Source organism: Streptomyces sp. NPDC104381, assembly GCF_055583745.1.
The window spans coordinates 49,554-68,754 of record NZ_JBVJNK010000012.1 but is presented as its reverse complement, the minus strand read 5'-3'; the positions used below and the strand labels follow the sequence as shown (position 1 = coordinate 68,754).

Genomic DNA, 19,201 nt, shown 5'->3' with positions numbered 1-19,201 from the left:
CCTGTTCGATGAAGAAAGCGACAGCACTGTGCACCAGTACGAGAAGGACGGACCGGCGATCTACCGCCAGTCCTTCGCCACCATCCGCGCGGAGGCGGATCTGGCAGGGCTGCCCGCCGACGTGAGCCAGGTCGCCGTCCGCATGATCCACGCCTGCGGCATGGTCGACCTCGTACGCGATCTCGCCTTCTCTCCGAACGCGGTGGCCGACGCCCGTGCGGCGCTGCGCTCCGGCGCACCGATCCTGTGCGACGTGGCCATGGTCGCCAGCGGGGTCACCCGCAAGCGGCTCCCGGCGGACAACGACGTGATCTGCACCCTCTCCGACCCCGCCGTCCCCGGCCTGGCGGCGAAGCTCGGCACCACGCGCAGCGCCGCCGCCCTGGAGCTGTGGCGGGACCGGATGGAGGGCGCGGTCGTCGCCGTCGGCAACGCGCCCACCGCGCTCTTCCGGCTGCTGGAGATGATCGAGGAGGGCGCCCCGCGCCCCGCCGCCGTCATCGGCGTGCCCGTCGGCTTCATCGGGGCCGCCGAGTCCAAGGAAGCCCTGGCCGTCCACCCCTCGGGGCTCGAACACCTCGTCGTACGCGGCAGGCGGGGTGGCAGCGCCATCGCCGCCGCCGCCCTCAACGCGATCGCCAGCGAGGAGGAGTGACCGTGCCCGAGCAGCAGCAGACCGGCGGCACGGGACGGCTGTACGGCGTCGGGCTCGGCCCGGGCGACCCGGCCCTGATGACCGTGAGGGCCGTGCAGATCATCGGCGAGGCCGATGTCGTCGCGTACCACTCCGCCCGGCACGGACGCTCCATCGCCCGCTCGATCGCGGCGCAGCACATCCGCGCCGACCACATCGAGGAGCCGCTGGTCTACCCCGTCACCACGGAGACCACGGACCATCCGGGCGGCTACCGGGGCGCGTTGGACGAGTTCTACGCCGAGGCCGCCGCCCGTCTCGCGGCGCACCTGGACGCCGGGCGCACCGTCGCCGTGCTCGCCGAGGGCGACCCGCTCTTCTACGGCTCGTACCAGCACATGCACAAGCGCCTCGCGGACCGGTACGACACCGAGGTCATCCCCGGTGTCACCTCGGTCAGCGCCGCGGCCGCACGGCTGGGCACCCCGCTCGTCGAGGCCGAGGAGGTGCTGACGATCCTGCCGGGGACCCTGCCGGAGGAGGAGCTGACGGCACGTCTGGCGGCCACGGACTCGGCCGTGGTGATGAAGCTGGGGCGGACGTTCCCCGCCGTGCGCCGCGCTTTCGAGGCGTCCGGCCGGCTGCCCGAGGCGCGGTACGTCGAACGCGCCACCATGGCCGGGGAGCGGACCGGCGACCTGGCGGACACCGACCCGGACTCCGTGCCGTACTTCGCGGTCGCCGTGCTGCCCAGCCGGATCGACGCGCCCCGGCCCTCCCCCGACGCGGGCCCGGGCGAGGTCGTCGTGGTCGGCACCGGACCGGCCGGGCCGCTGTGGCTGACGCCCGAGACGCGCGGGGCGCTGGCCGCCGCCGACGACCTCGTCGGCTACACGACGTATCTGGACAGGGTTCCGGTGCGGCCGGGCCAGCAGCGCCACGGCTCCGACAACAAGGTCGAGTCGGAGCGGGCCGAGTTCGCCCTGGACCTGGCCCGGCGCGGCCGCCGCGTGGCCGTGGTGTCCGGGGGCGACCCGGGGGTCTTCGCGATGGCGACGGCGGTCCTGGAGGTGGCCTCGCAGGACGCGTACACGGACATCGCCGTGCGGGTGCTCCCCGGGGTGACGGCGGCCAACGCGGCAGCCGCCAGGGCCGGAGCGCCGCTGGGCCACGACTACGCCACGATCTCCCTCTCCGACCGGCTCAAGCCGTGGGAGGTCATCGCGGAGCGGCTGCGCGCGGCGGCCACGGCCGACCTCGTCCTGGCGCTGTACAACCCCGGTTCCCGCAGCCGGACCTGGCAGGTCGGCAAGGCCCGCGACCTGCTGCTGGAGCACCGCTCCCCGGACACCCCGGTGGTGCTCGGCCGCGATGTCGGGGGGCCCTCGGAGAGCGTACGGACCGTGCGGCTGGCCGATCTGGACCCGGACGAGGTGGACATGCGGACGATCCTCATCGTCGGTTCCTCGCAGACGCGTTGGGTGCGGCGGGGCGACGGGCAGCAGATCGTCTGGACCCCGCGCCGCTACCCGGAGGCCTGACCGGGAAGCCGTTCCGGCGACGGGCCGGTGCCGGGTGACGGCCCGGCCCGTTGTCGGACCCTCGTGCCACGATGACGGTCATGAGTGATCCCGTACGCCACATGCCTCCCCTGGACGCCGACGAGCGGACCTCCCTGGAGAGCTGGCTCGACTTCTACCGCGTCACGCTCGCCCAGAAGTGCGACGGCCTGACGGAGGACCAGCTCCGCGAGCCGTCCGCCGCCCCGTCGCAGCTCACGCTGCTGGGGCTCGTCCAGCACGCGGCCGAGGTGGAGCGGAACTGGTTCCGCCGGGTCCTCGCCCAGGAGGACGCCCCGCCGATCCACGACGCCGGGGCCGACCCGGAGGGCAGGGACGGCGGGTTCGACCTGGCCGAGGACGCGACGTACGCGCGGGCGCGTACCGTGTGGCAGTCGGAGATCGGCCGGGCCAGGGAGAACTGCGCGGCCCGCGCGCTCGACGACACCGTGCCGTTCGGCGGCGGCGGCCGGGTCACCCTGCGCTGGATCTACACGCACATGATCGGCGAGTACGCCCGCCACTGCGGCCACGCCGACCTCATCCGGGAACGCGTCGACGGCCGTACGGGCGTCTGAGCGGCCGGGCCAGGGGACCGGTCACGGCGGTCACGTGCCCGTGAGACCCCGCAGGAGGGCGAGCGCCTCCTCCGGAGTCCCTGCCACCGGCACGCCCGGGGGCACCGGCGGCCGCCCGACCACCACCACCGGGATGCCGGCCTCGCGGGCGGCGGCGAGCTTGGGGGCCGTCGCGTCGCCGCCGCTGTCCTTCGTGACGAGGACATCGATGCGGTGGCGCCGGATCAGCTCCCGCTCGCCCTCCAGGGAGAACGGCCCCCGGTCCAGCAGCACCTCCATCCGCGCGGGATGCGGGGCGTCGGGGGCGTCCACCGAACGCATCAGGAACCACAGCGAGTCCAGCCCGGCGAACGCCGCGAGACCCATGCGCCCCGTGGTGAGGAAGACGCGCGACCCGAGCTCCGGCAGCAGCTCCGCCGCGCCCGCGAGGGAGTCGGCCATGTGCCACCGGTCGCCCTCGACCGGCACCCAGCCGGGCCGCCTGAGGGCCAGCAGGGGAACATGGACAGCGGCGGCGGCCGAGGCCGCGTGGAAACTGATCGTTCCGGCGAAGGGATGGGTGGCGTCGATGACCGCATCCACATGGTGTGCGCGGAGCCACTCGGCCATGCCCTCGGGCCCGCCGAACCCGCCCACGCGCACCTCGCCGGGCGGCAGCCTCGGGTGTGCGACGCGTCCCGCGAGTGAGCTGGTCACCCGGATCCCGTCCTCCGCCACCAGGCGTTCGGCGAGCCGGCGGGCCTCCGTCGTGCCGCCGAGGACGAGCAGGTGCAAGGGCATGGGATCGGTCCGTCCATGAGCAGTGAGGCGCACGCCATTCATGAGCAGTGAGGCGCAGGGCGGACGCACCGCCCAACTCAAGCACACCGGTCTCCGGCCGGGATGGACGACCGGGGCCTGTGCGACGGCGGCGACCACGGCCGCGTACACAGCGCTCCTGACCGGCGAGTTCCCCGACCCGGTGACCATCACCCTGCCCAGGGGCCAGACCCCCGCCTTCGCCCTCGCGATGGAGGAGCTCTCCGAGGGGCAGGCCACCGCGGGCGTGGTCAAGGACGCGGGCGACGACCCCGACGTCACGCACGGAGCGCTGGTGCGGTCCACCGTACGGCTGCTGCCGGCGGGGTCCGGAGTGGTGTTCCGGGCCGGTCCGGGCGTGGGGACGGTGACCCTCCCGGGGCTGCCGCTCGATGTCGGCGAGCCCGCGATCAACCCCGTCCCCCGTCAGATGATGCGGGACCACATCGCGCGGGTGGCGGCGGAGCACGGCGGTACCGGCGACGTCGAGATCACGGTCTCCGTGGACGACGGCGAGGAGATCGCACGTTTCACGTGGAACATTCGCCTGGGCATCCTGGGCGGAATCTCGATCCTGGGCACGACGGGCATCGTGGTGCCCTACTCCTGCTCGGCCTGGATCGACTCGATCCGCCGGGGGGTGGACGTGGCACTCGCGGCCGGGCACCGGCATGTCGCGGGGTGCACGGGCTCGACCTCGGAGAAGACGGTGGTCGCCGAGTACGGGCTGCCGGAGATCGCCCTGCTGGACATGGGCGACTTCGCGGGCGCGGTACTGAAGTACGTACGCCGGCATCCGGTGGAGCGGCTGACCGTCTGCGGCGGGTTCGCCAAGCTGTCCAAGCTGGCGGCGGGCCATCTGGACCTGCACTCGGGCCGCTCCCAGGTCGACAAGCCGTTCCTGGCGCGGCTGGCGCGGCAGGGCGGTGCGAGCGAGGCGCTGGCGGCGGAGATCGAGGTCGCCAACACCGGCCTCGCGGCGCTCCAGTTGTGCACGGCGGCGGGGGTGCCGCTGGGCGACCTGGTCGCGGTGGCCGCCCGGGACCAGGCCCTGTCGGTGCTGCGAGGGGCTCCGGTGGCGGTCGACGTGATCTGCATCGACCGGGCGGGGGCCGTCGTGGGGCGCAGCGAAGCGCGATGAGGCGTCCCGAGGAGGGCGCCCCGCCGCTCGGTCAGCAGGAGTGGCGGTCCCGGGCCGGGGAGTACAGATGGCTGTCGCGGAACTGCTCCGCGCCCAGCGTCCGGCCGACCATGATCACGGCGGTCCGGATCACCCCGGCCTCCTTCACCTGCTCCGCGATGGAGCCGAGCGTGGCGCGCAGGATGATCTCGTCGGGGCGCGAGGCCATGGCGACCACGGCCGTCGGGCAGTCCGCGCCGTAGTGCGGCAGCAGCTCCTCGACGACCCGGTCCACGTACCGCGCCGCGAGGTGCAGCACGATCAGCGCGCCGCTGCGGCCCAGCGTGGCCAGGTCCTCGCCCTCGGGCATCGCGGTGGCCCGCTGGGCGATCCGGGTGAGGATCACGGTCTGGCCGACCGTGGGCACGGTCAGCTCCCGCTTCAGCGCCGCGGCGGCGGCGGCGAACGCCGGAACGCCGGGCACCACCTCGTACGGCACATCCGCCTCGTCGAGCCGCCGCATCTGCTCGTTGACGGCGCTGAAGACCGACGGGTCGCCCGAGTGCAGCCGGGCCACGTCGTGGCCGTCCTCGTGCGCCCGCACCAGCTCGGCGGTGATCTGGTCGATGTCGAGCAGGGCCGTGTCCACGAGCCGGGCGTCCGCCGGGCATGCGGCGAGCAGTTCGCGCGGGACGAGGCTGCCCGCGTACAGGCAGACCGGGCTGGCGGCGAGGACACGGGCGCCGCGCACCGTGATCAGGTCGGCGGCGCCGGGGCCCGCGCCGATGAAGTACACGGTCATCTGTCGTCTCCTGGAGCGTGCGGGGTCTTCTGTACGGACCACTGGGTGACGGGCATGGCCTGACGCCAGCCGGTGAACCCGCCGACGGGCGTGGCATGGGCGACCGCGAGCCGGACCAGTTCACCGCCGAGCCGGCGGTACCACTCGGCGAGCAGCGCCTCCGACTCCATGGTCACGGTGTTGGCGACCAGCCGGCCGCCCGGGGGAAGCGCGTCCCAGCAGGCGTCGAGCAGCCCCGGCGCGGTCAGCCCGCCGCCGATGAACACGGCGTCGGGTACCGGGAGTCCGGCCAGGGCGTCGGGGGCACGGCCGGTGACGACGCGCAGCCCGGGGACACCGAGCCGGTCGGCGTTACGGGCGATGCGGCCCGCCCGTACCGGATCGCGTTCCACGGTGACGGCGCGGCAGGAGGGGTGGGTCCGCATCCACTCCGCCGCGATCGACCCGGAGCCGCCGCCGACGTCCCACAGGAGCTCGCCGGGCGCGGGAGCGAGCACGCCGAGCGTGGCGGCCCGGACATGGCGCTTGGTGAGCTGGCCGTCGTGCTCGTACGCCTCGTCGGGGAGCCCGGGCACCGCGCCGAGGCGCAGGGCGTCCGGGGTGCTCCGGCAGTCCACCGCGATGACGTTGAGCGGGTCACCGGGCGGGTGCTCCCAGGTGTCGGCGCTGCCGTCGAGGCAGTCCTCGGCCGCCGAGCCGAGCTGTTCGAGCACCCGCATCCGGCTGGGTCCGAAGCCGTGCTCCCGCAGCAGGGCGGCCACGGCGGCGGGTGTGGTGGCGTCGGCGGAGAGCACCAGCAGCCGCCGCCCGTCGTGCAGCGCGGCGGCCAGCCGGGCCGGTGGACGGCCGACGAGGGTGACCGTCCCGGTGTCCTCCACCGGCCAGCCGAGCCGGGCGCAGGCGTACGACACGGAGGACGGGTGCGGCAGCACCGTGAGCGCCCCGGCGCCCAGCTCCTCGGTGAGGGCCCGGCCGATGCCGTAGAACATGGGGTCGCCGCTGGCCAGTACGGCTGTCCTGCTCCCGGCGTGCGCGGCGAGCAGTCCACGCACGGCGGGCCGCAGGGGCGAGGGCCAGGGAACCCGCAGTCCCCCGCAGTCCGGCGGGAGCAGGCTCAGCTGGCGCTCACCGCCGATCAGGACCTCCGCCTCCAGGAGCACCGCGCGGGCGCTCTCCGGCAGGCCCGCCCAGCCGTCGGCGCCGATGCCCACGACGCTCACGGCGGACACGGACGCCGGGACTGCGGGCGGGGGTGACACGGGTGACACAGCCGGTACCTCGGGGTCGGTGGGACGGACGCAGCCGAACTCTACGGGGGCCGCTTCCGCACCCGTGCGGCGGAGTGATTCCGGAAAATCTTCCCGCGTGGTGTCGAGAACCGGTCGCCGGCTTCGACGTCCCCTGTGAGAGTCGCCCGCACCGGGCGGCGAACCGAGAACCGAGGAGCGACACCATGAAGTACCTCGTGATGGTTCTGGCCTCGCAGGCCGACTACGACGCCATGAGCGGCAAGACCTCCCCCGGAAGCCCCACCTGGAACGAGAAGGACGTGCGGGCGATGTTCGCCTTCATGGAGGGGGTCAACAACGATCTGGCCGAGTCGGGCGAGATGGTCGACGCCCAGGGCCTGGCCGATCCCGCCAGGACGCGCGCGGTCCTGCCGGGCGCGGACGGCCGGCCGGTCGTCACGGACGGCCCGTACGGGGAGACCAAGGAGCAGCTCGCCGGGTTCTGGGTGCTCGACTGCGAGAGCCTGGAGAGGGTCACCGAGATCGCCGCACGCATCGGTGAGTGTCCGCAGCCCGAGGGCGCGCCCGTCTACCCGGTGCTGGTCCGGCCGATGGACGCCCTGAGCGACGGGCAGGGGGTCTCCTGCTGAGAGGAGCCGTGTTGAACACCGGGCCGACCGGGATCGAAGACCTGCTGCGCCACCACGCGCCGCAGGTCCTCGGCGCGCTGGTACGCCGCTACGGCCACTTCGACACGGCGGAGGACGCCGTGCAGGAGGCGCTGCTCGCCGCGTACCGGCAGTGGCCCGCCGACGGGCCGCCGGGGAATCCGCGCGGCTGGCTCATCAGAACCGCGTCCAGGCGGCTGACGGACCAGCTGCGCCACGAATCCGCGCGGCGGCGGCGCGAGGAGCGGGCCGCCGCGCTCACGCCCCGCGACGCGTTCACGGCCCCGCCGCCCGGGGAGAGCCGGGCGCCGTCCGCCGACGACACGCTCACCCTGCTCTTCCTCTGCTGCCACCCCGAGCTGTCCCCCGCCGCCCAGATCGCGTTGACCCTGCGCGCGGTCGGCGGTCTGACGACGGCCGAGATCGCCCGGGCCCATCTGGTGCCCGAGGCGACGATGGCGCAGAGGATCAGCCGGGCCAAGCAGAAGGTGCGGGGTGTGCCGTTCCGGCAGCCGGGGCCCGCCGACCGCGACCTCCGGCTCGCGGCGGTGCTCCAGGTGCTCTACCTGATCTTCAACGAGGGCTACACCGCCTCGTCCGGCCGTGATCTGCACCGCGCCGACCTGGCCCGCGAGGCGATCCGGCTGACCCGTGCCGTGCGGGCGCTGCTGCCCCGGGACGGACGGGTGACGGGACTGCTGGCGCTGATGCTGCTCACCGAGGCCCGCAGCGCCGCCCGTACCGGACCGCAGGGCGAGCTGGTCCCCCTCGACGAGCAGGACCGCTCCCTCTGGGACAGGGCCGCCGTGGAGGAGGGGACCGCCCTCGTGGAGGAGTCCCTCTCCGAGGGGCCCGCCGGGGCGTACCAGCTCCAGGCGGCGATCGCGGCGCTCCACGACGAGGCGCCCCGCGCCGAGGACACCGACTGGCCGCAGATCCTCGCCCTGTACGACCTCCTGGTGCACCGCACCCCCGAGCCGATGGCGGAGCTGAGCCGCGCGGTGGCGCTCGCCATGGTCCAGGGGCCCCGGGCCGGTCTCGCGGCCGTGGCGGCCGTGGAGGACCGGCTGGCGGGCCACCACCGGCTCGACGCCGTACGGGCCCATCTTCTGGAGAAGGCCGGGGACCGCGAGGCGGCCCGTGCCGCCTACCGGCGGGCGGCGGGCCAGACGCTCAGCACGCCCGAGGCCCGCTATCTGCGGCTGCGGGCGGCCCGGCTGCCGCCGCCGGCCGACGGGAGCACCGGGTAGCGGAGGGCGCGTGCACGGCCCTCACCGAGTCGCCGAACCCGCGCACTCTCGCGATCATCGAGTACATGACCACGAGCGACAACGGCAAGGCCCGCACCGTGCGGATCGCCCAGGAACCCGAGGCGGACGAGCTGCTGGGCCGCAGTCCGCTGGCCGCCCTCGTCGGCATGCTGCTGGACCAGCAGGTGCCGATGGAGTGGGCGTTCACCGGCCCGTACACGCTGGCCCGGCGCATGGGGTCGGACGATCTGGACGCCCGGAAGATCGCCGCGTACGACCCGGCCGCCTTCATCGAGCTGTTCACCACGAAACCGGCCCTGCACCGCTATCCGGGCTCCATGGCCAAGCGGGTGCAGCAGCTCTGCCAGTACCTGGTCGACGAGTACGACGGGCGGGCCGAGGCGGTCTGGGCGGACGCCGCCACCGGGACCGAGCTGCTGAAACGGCTCAACGCGCTGCCCGGCTTCGGCACCCAGAAGGCCCAGATCTTCCTCGCGCTGCTGGGCAAGCAGTTCGACGTACGTCCGACGGGCTGGCGGGAGGCCGCCGGGGCGTACGGCGACGAGGGCTCGCACCGCTCGGTGGCCGACATCACCGGCCCCGAGTCGCTCGCCGAGGTGCGGGCGTTCAAGCAGCGGGCGAAGGCGGCGGCCAGGGCGGGCCGGTCCGTCTGACGGCGCCCCTCCACCCCGGAACGGCTCCATGACGTCCACCTCCCCCACCGGAAGGACTCCCGTGCGCGCACCACGTCGCAGAGCAACGGCGGTGGCGGCCGCCGCCGCCCTGGCCACCCCGCTCCTCCTCGCCGCCGGCCCCACCGACGACGCCGACGACCTCGCGCGGCGGCTGGTCGAACGCGCGTCGGCCGAGGGCGCGTACCGGCACCTGGAGCGGTTCCAGGCCATCGCCGACGACGCGGACGGCCATCGCGCGGCCGGCTCGGCCGGGTACGACGCCTCCGCCGCCTACGTCCACCGGCTGCTCCGGGAGGCCGGTTACCGGGTCGGCTACCAGGCGTTCGACTTCGTCTACACGGAGACGCTCGCCGAGAAGCTCTCCGTGGTCTCCCCCACGGCCCGCGACATCACGATCAGGGCCATGACCTACACCGCCTCCACCGAGGAGGGCGGCATCACGGCGGCCCTCGCCGCCGTGCCCACCGACGACACCACCGGCTGCGAGGCGTCCGACTACACGTCGGACGGCTTCACCGGAAAGATCGCCCTGATCGAACGGGGCGGCTGCTCCTTCGCCGAGAAGCAGGCGGCGGCCGCGAAGGCGGGCGCGGCCGGCGCGGTGATCTACAACAACACCGAGGGAGCCCTCTCCGGCACCCTCGGCGACGCCGCGTCCGGGAAGATCCCCACGGGCGGCCTCACCCGGGCCGAGGGGGAGAAGCTCGTCGCGGAGGTGGCGAAGGGCGAGGTGAAGGTCTCCCTGGAGATCCGCGAGTTCCGCGAGGAGCGGGTCACCCGCAACGTCGTCGCCGAGACGCCCGGCGGGAACGCCGCGAGGACCGTCATGCTCGGCGCCCACCTCGACTCGGTCACCGACGGCCCCGGCATCAACGACAACGCGTCCGGCTCCGCGGGCCTCCTCGAAGTCGCCCTGGAGCTGGCCCGCTCGCACCGGACGCCCGCCAACAAGGTGCGGTTCGCCTGGTGGTCGGCGGAGGAGAACGGCCTGCTGGGCTCGGAGGCGTACGTCGCGAAGCTCTCCGAGGCGCAGCGCGGACGGATCGCGCTCTACCTCAACTTCGACATGATCGCCTCGCCCAACGGCGCGCAGTTCGTCTTCGACGGCGACGACTCCGACAAGGTGGGCGCCGGCCCCGGCCCCGAGGGGTCCGACCGGCTGGAGCGGGACATCAACGCGTTCCTGGACAGCGAGGGCAAGCCGCACACCGGTACGGACTTCAGCGGGCGTTCCGACTACGGGCCGTTCATCGAGGCCGGCATCCCGGCCGGCGGCACGGACACGGGTGCCGAGGGCATCAAGACGGCCGCACAGGCCGAGACGTACGGCGGAACCGCGGGCGTCGCGTACGACCCCTGTTACCACGCGGCCTGCGACGACCTGGACAACATCGACATGGGTCACTTCGAGACCAACATCGACGTGATCGCCCACGCCGTGGGCACCTACGCCCACGATCCGGTCCCCCTCACCCGCCCCGTCCCCTCCGCGTCCGCCACCGGCGAGGCGCGCGGCGGCGGGGGCTCCCGCACGGGACATGGCCACGGCGTCACCGAGTAGCCGGGGCACGCTCACAAGCGCGCCTCACAAACATCACAGACGGTGCGCCGGTCTGGGGTATTTCGTACCGATTCAACCGGCATCGCAGTCGCGTTCCCTGGCTGCGCCCGGAGGCCCTCGCCCGGTAGGCTTTCCGTGTGATCTTCAAGCGCATCGGAAATGGGCGGCCATATCCCGACCACGGCCGGGAAACTACCCGACAGTGGGCGGATGTCGCGCCGCGTCCGGTCCGCCTGGACCAGCTGGTGACCACCAAGGGCCAGCTGGACCTCGAGACCCTGCTCGCCGAGGACTCCACGTTCTACGGCGACCTGTTCGCCCACGTCGTGAAGTGGCAGGGCGACCTCTACCTCGAGGACGGGCTGCACCGCGCCGTACGAGCCGCCCTGCAGCAGCGCCAGGTGCTGCACGCACGCGTGCTCGAAATGGGCTGACCCCGCCACTCCCACCCATGGAGCATTTCGGGCCTTTCGGGTGCTTTTATGCTCGTACGGGTGCCATAGGTTGATCGTTTAGTAGGCATCATCACCAGGTCGCACTACGCTGCGGCCATGAGCATGCTGACCCCTCCCGGCATGGGCGGAAAGTACCGCATCACGGGTAACACGTACCCCCGCATGCGCCGCCCCCGTCATCGCCGCAAACTGGTCCTCTCGGTGGGCGCCGCCGTGGTGGCCCTCGGCCTGGCCGGTTGGGGCACGCTCCAGATCGTCGACGTCTTCACCGGCGGCGACAAACAGGCCAGCGCCGCCGACCGCCCGAAGGCGTGCCCCACGCCGAGCGCCTCGACGCCCGCGAAGGTGCTGCCGAAGCCGGCCGCCATCAAGGTCAACATCTACAACGCCACGCCCCGCAGCGGGCTGGCCAAGGCCGCGGCGGACGAGCTCAAGAAGCGCGGCTTCGCCATCGGCAAGGTGGACAACGCCCCGGCCGCCTACGACAAGAAGGTGCCGGGCACCGGCATGCTGCTCGGCGGCCCGACGGCCATGAACGGCTCGTTCCCGGTGCTCGGCACACAGCTGCCGGGGGCCGCGCAGAAGACCGACACCCGCCGGACGGCGGACGTCGATCTGATCATCGGTACGAAGTTCAAGGCGTTCAGCACGCCCGCGGCGGCGGCGTCCGCCCTCACGGCCCTGACCGAGCCGGCCCCGGCGCCGTCCTCCTGCTGAGACCGCGACGGGGCCGTGAGGCCCCGGGGGCGGCCGGACCGGGACGGGCCCGGCCGCCGGGTCAGTCGGCGGTGCCGTACATCCGGTCACCGGCGTCGCCGAGCCCCGGCACGATGTAGCCGTTCTCGTTGAGCCGCTCGTCCACCGAGGCGGTGACCACGGTGACGGGGGTGCCCGCCAGCTCACGCTCCATCACCTCGACGCCCTCGGGCGCCGCGAGCAGCACGACCGCGGTGACGTCGTCGGCCCCGCGCTTGATCAGCTCCCGGATGGCCGCGACGAGCGTGCCGCCGGTGGCCAGCATCGGGTCCAGGACGTAGACCTGCCGGCCGGAGAGGTCCTCGGGCATCCGCGTGGCGTACGTCTCCGCCTGGAGCGTCTCCTCGTTGCGGATCATGCCCAGGAAGCCGACCTCGGCCGTCGGGAGCAGCCGCACCATGCCGTCCAGCATGCCGAGACCGGCGCGCAGGATCGGGACGACCAGGGGACGCGGGTGCGACAGCTTCACGCCCGTCGTGGGCGTCACCGGGGTGTCGATGTCGACCTGCTCGGTCCGCACATCCCTGGTGGCCTCGTACGCGAGGAGGGTGACCAGCTCGTCGGCGAGCCGCCGGAAGGTCGGGGAGTCGGTGCGCTTGTCGCGCAGCGTGGTGAGTTTGTGCGCCACCAGCGGGTGGTCGACGACGTGGATCCGCATGCCGTCAACAGTAACCGGGCCCCGGACACGCTTCTCGCCAGTCCGCACTGGCATCAAGCACCTGTTCGGAGGGAAGGTGGGGAGCAACGGATCCAGGCTTGGGGTGGTGTGTCGATTGCCCGACGGGGAGCAGCGGAATCAGCGGCAGGCCGGACGCGACGCGCGCGGCCTGCCCGACGCGCCGGAGGACGTGCCGGACGCGCAGGAGAGTGAAGCGGCGCGCCGCAGGCGCAGGGCGCAGTTCCTCCGCGAGCTCCACGAGGCGAAGCAGCTGCGCGACCGGGTCCAGCCGCGGCGCGCCCGCGCGGCCCGTATGCGCCAACAGATGCGGATGCGTACGTTCCGCTGGTGAGGCCGGTCCCGGACGCGCCCGCACCGCCCCCGGGAAGCCGCCGGATCACCCCCGGCGGACGTGTACTCCGGATAACTGATGGCCGACGCAACGGCCGAAGAGGTCTCGCATCGCGCTCGTTTCTGCCACGATGCCGATTGGGCGGGGCCCAGAGCAGCCGGATGACCGTCTGCCCTCCCGTCGGACCGATTCACCTATGACCAGTGGGAGAGTCACGGTGTACTTCGCCGCACTGCTCGCGCGCACCGAAGACGGGTGGGAAGCGAGCGATACAGAGCTCGACGATGTGGAAACCCTGTCCGACCTGACGGATCTGGCCCGTGAGGCCTCGGTGGACGAGGACACGGTCCTGGTCTACATCGAGCAGGAGGACGCCTGGTTCGGCGTCGTCCGGGTGGACGGTGAGGAGGACCCCCGTATCTACGTCTCGGACGCGTCGTCCGCCGCCCGCTCCTCGTACGGGGAGATCCTGCTCACCGACGAACTGCTCGGCCGTGAACCGGGGGCCGACGACGAGATCGCCGCACTCGAGGAGCTCGTGGACCTCGACGGTACGGAGGACGGCGAGCCGGACGAGACCGACGGCGGTGATGCCGGTGCCGGCACCGCCGCCACCGACCCCGACCCCGATCTGGACCACGACCCCGACGCCGTACCGGCGGGGCCGCTCGGAGATCTCGGGATCCTCGCCGATCTCGGCCTGTCCGAGAAGGATCTGCTGACCCTGCGCACCGACGCGCTGGTGGAGATCGCGGACGCGCTGGGAGCGGCCGAGGTCCTGGAGGCTGTCCGTTAGGGTCCGCGGGTGACCGCACCACCACCCACCCCCTCCTCACCGCCTCCCCCCGATCCCGTACGGGATCCGTGGCAGGCACCCATGCGCCACGCCCTGGACGAGGCCGCGCAGGCGGCGTCGGCCGGCGAAGTGCCGGTCGGCGCCGTTGTCCTGGGCCCGGACGGCGCCCTGCTCGCCACCGGCCGCAACGAGCGCGAGGCGACCGACGACCCGACGGCGCACGCCGAGGTCCTCGCGCTGCGCCGCGCCGCCGCCGCGCTCGGCTCCTGGCGGCTGACCGGGTGCACGCTCGTCGTCACCCTGGAGCCCTGCACGATGTGCGCGGGCGCACTCGTGCAGTCCCGGATCGCCCGGGTGGTCTACGGGGCGCGGGACGAGAAGGCCGGAGCCGTCGGTTCGCTCTGGGACGTCGTACGCGACCGCAGGCTCAACCACCGCCCCGAGGTGATCCACGGCGTCCTGGAGGACCGCTGCGCGGCCCTGCTCACGGCGTTCTTCCGGGAGCGCTGAGGCCCTCCGCCGAGGGCTCGGAGCCGTCGGCGGGAATCGGATTTCTGACCAGGGCCAGGATGGTCTAAGCTCTCTCTCGGTAGCGTGTCCGAGCGGCCGAAGGAGCTCGCCTCGAAAGCGAGTGTGGGGAAACTCACCGTGGGTTCAAATCCCACCGCTACCGCAGATGGATGAAGGGACCGATCCGCAAGGATCGGTCCCTTCACTGCGTTCCGCCCCGGGTTCAGCCGGCCCGGAGCGTCCTGACGCCGCTGGTCTCGAAGTCATAGATGTTCTGGTTGATGCGGAGGCCGTCGACGGCGCCGATCCACATGTGGTCACGGCCCTTGCCGACCGCGGCCGAGTAGATGGTCGCTCCCGTGCCACCGTCGTCGAGGGCGTCCTTCAGCTCCGCCAGGGTGCACTCGGCGGCCTGGTTGCAGGCGGGGACCTCGTTGCCGGTGAGGTACCAGTAGCCGGTCGAGGTGGCGTCGATGTAACCGCTCCAGCGGTTGGTCACCGGGGACGCGTCCGGCACCCACACCATCGTGGAGTAGTTGTCGGAGGGGAGCGCGGTCAGGTTCGGGTCGATCTCGAACCTGATGTTCGGCATGTTCTCGGCGCCTCCGTAGGCCACGTTCTCCCCGGTCTGGAAGACGTGGAACCCGACCTGCCGCAGACCCTGCACCGGGTCGCCGAAGAAGTCGACCTCGTTGCCGAAGTCGACCTTCTCACTGGGAGGGCTCAGCGAGGTGGAGTTGTCGGCCACCTCGATACCCAGGCTGCCCCGCCCGTAGGGCGGCCGGGCGGCGGGGCCCGTCACGCCGTACGAGCCGAACGGGCCGTTCCTCAGATCGGCGACGGGCGAGCCGATCGTGTTGCGGGTGATCACGCCCCAGTGGTCCGCGCCGCGCGCGTGGTCCCCGCCGTTTCCGTTGCCGTTTCCGTCGCCGTTGCCGTCCGCGACGGCGGAGACCGATCCGGTGAATACCGAGGCGACGATCGCCGCCACCGCGGTGAACGCGAGGGCCTTGGACCGGGCCGTGCCAAAGCGAGTGCTCACACTCAGTCCTTCCACGTAGTTGAGGGGCACCTTGGCGTGCGCCGGGATGCCCGACCGACGCGACGTACACCCCCGCACATAACTGCGGGTGACGGCGCAATCACCATATGGGGGCACAAGCAGCCATCCTGCAACGGGTAGTTCGGGGCGATCGTCACCCTCCGTGCCGAACCTCGGTCGTGACGCCGGGAATCAGGGCCCCGTCGCCCGGGCGAGCGGCCCGGCGGGGCGGCGGGCCGCCGGACGCGACGAGAGGCCCATTCGGGGTGGTTGCCCGCCGCCCTCGGCCCGTCGGGCCCGGTGAACCACTCCGAAAATAATTTTGCAGGCTCTGCATCTTTGCCTACTATGCACGTTGTGCCGAAGACGACGAACTCCGAGCCCGGGCTGCGGGAGCGCAAGAAACAGGCGACCCGCAGGGCCATCGCGGAGGCCGCCGTCCGGCTCGCCGCCGAGCACGGTGCCGAGAACGTCACCGTCGAGGCCATCAGTGAGGCGGCCGGTGTCTCGCCCAGGACGTTCTTCAACTACTTCCCGAGCCACGACGACGCGTTCGTGCTGGTCGACGACGAGGTGGGCGAGCGGATCAGGGAGTCCGTGCGCCACGCCCCCGCCGACCGGCCCCCGCTCGACGTCGTACGCGACGCCCTGGTCGCCGAACTCGACGGATTCGAGGAGCGCCAGGAGCTGTGGGCCCTCCAGTCCAAGGTGCTCCAGAGGTCGCCGCACCTCATCCAGCGCGGACTGAAAGCGCATGTGGCGGACGAGCGGGCGCTCGCCGTCGCCCTCACCGACTGGCTGGACGCGACCCGCCCCGGCACGGCCGGCGAGGGCGGCCCGTCCGACGCCGGGATCTTTCCCCGGCTCCTCGCGGCCGTGGCCCAGACCGCCCTGCGGGTCGCCATCGAGCACTGGTGCGAGCACCCCGGGGAGATCGTGCTCGCCGACGCCTTCCAGGACGCCTTCGCCCAGCTGGCGCAGGGACTCCCGCGGCCCTCGGCGTAGCCGGGACCGCCGGTCGCCCGGCCCGCACCCTTCCGATCCCGATCTGCTTCCGTACGTACCGAAGAAGGACACCGTGACCGCAACCGAGGCGTCCGAACAGACGCCCACCTCCATGTCCAACCGTCAGATACTCCAGGCGATGTCCGGCCTGATGGCGGGCATGTTCGTCGCCATCCTCGCGGGTACGGTCGTCGCCAACGCCCTGCCCCGGATCATCGCCGACCTCGGCGCGAGCCAGTCCTCGTACACCTGGGTCGTGACCTCCGAGCTGCTCGCCATGACGGCCACGGTGCCGCTCTGGGGCAAGCTGGCCGACCTGTTCAACCAGAAGCTGCTGCTCCAGCTCTCGCTCGGCCTGTTCGTGGTCGGCTCGCTGGTGGCCGGCTTCTCGCAGGACGTCGTCACCCTGATCATCAGCCGTGTCATCCAGGGCATCGGCGCCGGTGGTCTGACGGCGCTGGCCCAGATCGTGATGGCCGCCATCATCCCGCCGCGCAGGCTCGGCAAGTACGCGGGCATCTTCGGCGCGGTCTTCGCCGTGGGGACGGTCGCCGGTCCGCTGATCGGCGGTGTCCTGGTGGACACCTCGTGGCTCGGCTGGCGCTGGTGCTTCTTCATCGGTGTGCCGTTCGCACTGGCCGGGATCGTCCTCCTCCAGCGCACCCTGAAGCTGCCGACCGTACGCCGCCAGGTCAGGATCGACTGGCTGGGCGCCTTCCTCATCGTGGCCGGCGTCTGCGCGCTGCTGATCTGGACGTCCCTCGCGGGCAACAGCTTCGACTGGGCGTCCTGGCAGACGGCCGCACTGGTGATCACCGGGCTGGTGCTCCTGGTGGCGGCGGTCTTCGTCGAGCAGCGGGCCGCCGAGCCGATCATCCCGCTGGACATCTTCCGCAACCGCACGGTGACGCTCACGACCCTGGCGAGCTTCTTCGTCGGCATCGCGATGTTCGCCGGAACCGTCTTCCTGTCCCAGTACTTCCAGATCTCGCTGGGCAAGTCGCCGACCGTCGCCGGCCTCATGAGCCTTCCGCTGATCGGCGGTCTGCTGGTCTCCTCGACGATCGCCGGCCAGATCATCTCCGCGACCGGCAAGTGGAAGGTCTACCTCATCGCGGGTTCCGTCGTCATGACGGCGGGCCTCGGTCTGCTCTCGACCATCGACGCGGACACCCACTTCGGCCTGCTGAGCGTCTACATGGCCTTCATGGGCATCGGCGTCGGCATGCTGATGCAGAACCTCGTGCTGGCCGCGCAGAACGACGTGCCGGCGCACGAACTGGGCGCCGCGACCTCCGTGCTGTCCTTCTTCCGCAGCCTCGGCGGCACCATCGGCACGAGCGTGCTGGGCGCGATCCTCGCCAACCGGGTGGCCGCCGAGATGACCAAGGGCCTCGCGGAGAGCGGGCTGCCCTCGGCCGGCGGCGGACACGGCAGCGCCGTGCCCGACATGACCCAGCTGCCCGAGCCGATGAAGCAGATCGTCGAGCACGCGTACGGGGTCGCGACCGGCGACCTCTTCCTCATCGCCACCCCGTTCGCCTTCCTCGCCCTTCTCGCGGTGCTCTTCATCAAGGAGAAGCCCCTCAAGACGACGAGCGGCATGGAACGCCTCGCCGCCGAGGAAGCCGCCGAAGGGGCCGTCGTGGTCACCGCCGGCACCGTCCCGGCGCCCCGGAGCGCTCCGGACGACAGCGTCCAGGACGGCGCCCCGGGCGGGTCCGGTCCGCGGAAGGACTGACCCGTACGTACGGACGTACGAGCGGATGACACGAAGGGCCCGGCGCTGTCAGCGCCGGGCCCTTCGGGGTGTGAGGTCGGGGGAAGCGGCATCGGGGGGACAAGCCGCTTCCCCCGGTGAGAACGGGGACCGTAGGCCCTCGCCGCGGTCGGGGGGAAGTCACGCGGTGGGGACCTCGTGGAGGTCCCGTTCCTCGGGCCACGCATTCCTGCCTCGGTCGCGGGCCCACCGGCCATCCTCCTCCTTGCCGTAAGCCGCGCCCGCCGACAAAGGGCCCGAATCGACGGGTCCTTCGACCCTAAAAGCCGCATCAGTGATCGGAAACGGCCCTCGGATACGGCCGTACGTGCGGCTAGAATCACCCGACTGCACAGGTGATCGAAGGGGAGGGACGGGGCTGTGGTGCAAGCGAGGAAGATCGCGCTCTACATGATTGTGGTCTTCGTGCTGTACACGATCATCACCTCTCCCGAGCGGAGCGCCGACCTCGTTCAAATAGGGTTCGAGGGTATTTCGAGCGCCGCGCAGGGCGTCGGAGACTTCATGTCCGAGCTCGTGAAGTAGGAGAGACCCCATGATCCGCCACTTGGTCCTGTTCAAGCTGAACGACGGCGTCGAGCGGGACGATCCGCGGGTCGTCGCGGGCGCGGAGGCCTTCCGGGAGCTCGGCGGGAAGATCCCCGAGCTGGAGTTCTGGGAGTGCGCCTGGAACATCACCGACCGGCCGATCGCGTACGACTTCGCCATCAATTCGGCCGTCGCCGACGAGGGCGCGCTCAAGCGGTACGTCGAGCACCCCGAGCACCAGGCCGCCGCCGGTCAGTGGCGCGCGTTCGCCACTTGGGTGATCGCCGACTACCCCTTCTGATCCATTCCGGCCCCCGGCCCCGACAGCCCCTCCCCCACAGGAGAGGGGCTTTTCGGCATGTTTAAACCAAAACGCCCTCAACACGACTCTATGCGGTGCTTGCACACAGTGGACATGTCTTGTG

General features: G+C 72.2%; 22 protein-coding genes and 1 tRNA gene. 18 read left to right on the top strand and 5 right to left on the bottom strand.

What is annotated here, in order from left to right; genetic code table 11:
* Positions 1–28 precede the first annotated feature (28 nt).
* The 3 genes from ACZ607_RS33065 (at position 29) to ACZ607_RS33055 (ending at position 2,771) form a co-directional block, all read left to right on the top strand.
* Positions 29–655: a precorrin-8X methylmutase gene (locus tag ACZ607_RS33065; protein WP_469741181.1), complete on the top strand. Its 627-nt coding sequence runs from the start codon at positions 29–31 to the stop codon at positions 653–655.
* Positions 652–2,175, top strand: a complete 1,524-nt coding sequence (locus tag ACZ607_RS33060; RefSeq protein WP_469741179.1) for a precorrin-2 C(20)-methyltransferase — start codon at positions 652–654, stop codon at positions 2,173–2,175. Before ACZ607_RS33065 ends, ACZ607_RS33060 begins: the two co-directional genes overlap by 4 nt.
* 80 nt (positions 2,176–2,255) lie before the next feature.
* A complete protein-coding gene (locus tag ACZ607_RS33055) occupies positions 2,256–2,771 on the top strand; it encodes a DinB family protein (RefSeq protein WP_469741177.1) in 516 nt (171 codons plus the stop codon).
* A gap of 30 nt (positions 2,772–2,801) precedes the next feature.
* Here ACZ607_RS33055 and ACZ607_RS33050 read toward each other — a convergent pair whose 3' ends face one another.
* Positions 2,802–3,551 carry a cobalt-precorrin-6A reductase gene (locus ACZ607_RS33050; RefSeq protein ID WP_469741175.1) on the bottom strand — a complete coding sequence of 250 codons (750 nt, stop codon included), beginning with the start codon at positions 3,549–3,551 and terminating at the stop codon, positions 2,802–2,804.
* 40 nt (positions 3,552–3,591) lie between these two features.
* On the opposite strand from ACZ607_RS33050, the gene ACZ607_RS33045 reads away from it, so the two are divergent.
* Positions 3,592–4,710 (top strand): cobalt-precorrin-5B (C(1))-methyltransferase, encoded by a 1,119-nt coding sequence (locus tag ACZ607_RS33045; protein WP_469741173.1) that lies wholly within the window; start codon positions 3,592–3,594, stop codon positions 4,708–4,710.
* A gap of 31 nt (positions 4,711–4,741) precedes the next feature.
* On the opposite strand, the gene cobM is transcribed toward ACZ607_RS33045, so the two are convergent.
* Together cobM and cbiE are read right to left on the bottom strand one after the other, a co-directional pair.
* Positions 4,742–5,491 (bottom strand): precorrin-4 C(11)-methyltransferase, encoded by a 750-nt coding sequence (cobM, locus tag ACZ607_RS33040; protein WP_469741171.1) that lies wholly within the window; start codon positions 5,489–5,491, stop codon positions 4,742–4,744.
* Entirely contained in the window at positions 5,488–6,759 is a 1,272-nt protein-coding gene (gene cbiE / locus ACZ607_RS33035) for a precorrin-6y C5,15-methyltransferase (decarboxylating) subunit CbiE (RefSeq protein ID WP_469741169.1), read from the bottom strand. Before cbiE ends, cobM begins: the two co-directional genes overlap by 4 nt.
* A gap of 185 nt (positions 6,760–6,944) precedes the next feature.
* On the opposite strand from cbiE, the gene ACZ607_RS33030 reads away from it, so the two are divergent.
* The 6 genes from ACZ607_RS33030 to ACZ607_RS33005 all read left to right on the top strand — a co-directional run bounded on the left by ACZ607_RS33030 (position 6,945) and on the right by ACZ607_RS33005 (position 12,066).
* Positions 6,945–7,370 (top strand): YciI family protein, encoded by a 426-nt coding sequence (locus ACZ607_RS33030; RefSeq protein ID WP_469741166.1) that lies wholly within the window; start codon positions 6,945–6,947, stop codon positions 7,368–7,370.
* 11 nt (positions 7,371–7,381) lie between these two features.
* Positions 7,382–8,638: an RNA polymerase sigma factor gene (locus ACZ607_RS33025; RefSeq protein ID WP_469741163.1), complete on the top strand. Its 1,257-nt coding sequence runs from the start codon at positions 7,382–7,384 to the stop codon at positions 8,636–8,638.
* 65 nt (positions 8,639–8,703) lie between these two features.
* Positions 8,704–9,312: an HhH-GPD-type base excision DNA repair protein gene (locus ACZ607_RS33020; protein ID WP_469741162.1), complete on the top strand. Its 609-nt coding sequence runs from the start codon at positions 8,704–8,706 to the stop codon at positions 9,310–9,312.
* A gap of 61 nt (positions 9,313–9,373) precedes the next feature.
* On the top strand, positions 9,374–10,894 hold the full coding sequence (locus tag ACZ607_RS33015; RefSeq protein ID WP_469741161.1) for a M28 family metallopeptidase: 1,521 nt from the start codon (positions 9,374–9,376) through the stop codon (positions 10,892–10,894).
* A gap of 137 nt (positions 10,895–11,031) precedes the next feature.
* Complete coding sequence (locus ACZ607_RS33010) at positions 11,032–11,328, top strand: type II toxin-antitoxin system VapB family antitoxin (RefSeq protein ID WP_365924426.1); 297 nt, start codon at positions 11,032–11,034, stop codon at positions 11,326–11,328.
* A gap of 141 nt (positions 11,329–11,469) precedes the next feature.
* Positions 11,470–12,066 (top strand): LytR C-terminal domain-containing protein, encoded by a 597-nt coding sequence (locus ACZ607_RS33005; RefSeq protein WP_469741366.1) that lies wholly within the window; start codon positions 11,470–11,472, stop codon positions 12,064–12,066.
* A gap of 61 nt (positions 12,067–12,127) precedes the next feature.
* On the opposite strand, the gene upp is transcribed toward ACZ607_RS33005, so the two are convergent.
* Positions 12,128–12,763, bottom strand: coding sequence for a uracil phosphoribosyltransferase (gene upp, locus ACZ607_RS33000; RefSeq protein WP_469741158.1), 636 nt, complete (start codon positions 12,761–12,763; stop codon positions 12,128–12,130).
* A gap of 115 nt (positions 12,764–12,878) precedes the next feature.
* On the opposite strand from upp, the gene ACZ607_RS32995 reads away from it, so the two are divergent.
* The 4 genes from ACZ607_RS32995 to ACZ607_RS32980 all read left to right on the top strand — a co-directional run bounded on the left by ACZ607_RS32995 (position 12,879) and on the right by ACZ607_RS32980 (position 14,584).
* Entirely contained in the window at positions 12,879–13,115 is a 237-nt protein-coding gene (locus tag ACZ607_RS32995) for a hypothetical protein (RefSeq protein WP_202472620.1), read from the top strand.
* A gap of 217 nt (positions 13,116–13,332) precedes the next feature.
* Entirely contained in the window at positions 13,333–13,911 is a 579-nt protein-coding gene (locus tag ACZ607_RS32990; RefSeq protein ID WP_469741364.1) for a tRNA adenosine deaminase-associated protein, read from the top strand.
* Between the two features lie 9 nt (positions 13,912–13,920).
* Positions 13,921–14,421 carry a tRNA adenosine(34) deaminase TadA gene (gene tadA, locus ACZ607_RS32985; protein WP_469741155.1) on the top strand — a complete coding sequence of 167 codons (501 nt, stop codon included), beginning with the start codon at positions 13,921–13,923 and terminating at the stop codon, positions 14,419–14,421.
* Between the two features lie 78 nt (positions 14,422–14,499).
* Positions 14,500–14,584: transfer RNA gene (locus ACZ607_RS32980), tRNA-Ser, on the top strand.
* Positions 14,585–14,644: 60 nt separating this feature from the next.
* On the opposite strand, the gene ACZ607_RS32975 is transcribed toward ACZ607_RS32980, so the two are convergent.
* On the bottom strand, positions 14,645–15,463 hold the full coding sequence (locus ACZ607_RS32975; RefSeq protein WP_469741152.1) for a hypothetical protein: 819 nt from the start codon (positions 15,461–15,463) through the stop codon (positions 14,645–14,647).
* A gap of 348 nt (positions 15,464–15,811) precedes the next feature.
* Between ACZ607_RS32975 and ACZ607_RS32970 the strand changes: the two genes are divergently transcribed.
* The 4 genes from ACZ607_RS32970 to ACZ607_RS32955 all read left to right on the top strand — a co-directional run bounded on the left by ACZ607_RS32970 (position 15,812) and on the right by ACZ607_RS32955 (position 19,077).
* Positions 15,812–16,468 (top strand): TetR family transcriptional regulator, encoded by a 657-nt coding sequence (locus ACZ607_RS32970; RefSeq protein WP_469741150.1) that lies wholly within the window; start codon positions 15,812–15,814, stop codon positions 16,466–16,468.
* Between the two features lie 112 nt (positions 16,469–16,580).
* A complete protein-coding gene (locus tag ACZ607_RS32965; RefSeq protein WP_469741362.1) occupies positions 16,581–18,209 on the top strand; it encodes an MDR family MFS transporter in 1,629 nt (542 codons plus the stop codon).
* A 399-nt stretch (positions 18,210–18,608) separates the two neighbouring features.
* On the top strand, positions 18,609–18,773 hold the full coding sequence (locus ACZ607_RS32960) for a hypothetical protein (protein WP_391774158.1): 165 nt from the start codon (positions 18,609–18,611) through the stop codon (positions 18,771–18,773).
* Between the two features lie 10 nt (positions 18,774–18,783).
* A complete protein-coding gene (locus ACZ607_RS32955) occupies positions 18,784–19,077 on the top strand; it encodes a Dabb family protein (protein WP_469741148.1) in 294 nt (97 codons plus the stop codon).
* The last annotated feature ends 124 nt before the right edge of the window (positions 19,078–19,201 follow it).

Coding starts and splice junctions, on each gene's coding strand:
- ACZ607_RS33055 (WP_469741177.1), top strand. CDS start 2,256: ATGAGTGATCCCGTACGCCACATGCCTCCCCTGGACGCCGACGAGCGG.
- ACZ607_RS32955 (WP_469741148.1), top strand. CDS start 18,784: ATGATCCGCCACTTGGTCCTGTTCAAGCTGAACGACGGCGTCGAGCGG.
- ACZ607_RS33045 (WP_469741173.1), top strand. CDS start 3,592: ATGAGCAGTGAGGCGCAGGGCGGACGCACCGCCCAACTCAAGCACACC.
- cobM (WP_469741171.1), bottom strand. CDS start 5,491: ATGACCGTGTACTTCATCGGCGCGGGCCCCGGCGCCGCCGACCTGATC.
- ACZ607_RS33020 (WP_469741162.1), top strand. CDS start 8,704: ATGACCACGAGCGACAACGGCAAGGCCCGCACCGTGCGGATCGCCCAG.
- ACZ607_RS33050 (WP_469741175.1), bottom strand. CDS start 3,551: ATGCCCTTGCACCTGCTCGTCCTCGGCGGCACGACGGAGGCCCGCCGG.
- upp (WP_469741158.1), bottom strand. CDS start 12,763: ATGCGGATCCACGTCGTCGACCACCCGCTGGTGGCGCACAAACTCACC.
- ACZ607_RS32970 (WP_469741150.1), top strand. CDS start 15,812: ATGCACGTTGTGCCGAAGACGACGAACTCCGAGCCCGGGCTGCGGGAG.
- ACZ607_RS32965 (WP_469741362.1), top strand. CDS start 16,581: ATGTCCAACCGTCAGATACTCCAGGCGATGTCCGGCCTGATGGCGGGC.
- ACZ607_RS33030 (WP_469741166.1), top strand. CDS start 6,945: ATGAAGTACCTCGTGATGGTTCTGGCCTCGCAGGCCGACTACGACGCC.
- ACZ607_RS33005 (WP_469741366.1), top strand. CDS start 11,470: ATGGGCGGAAAGTACCGCATCACGGGTAACACGTACCCCCGCATGCGC.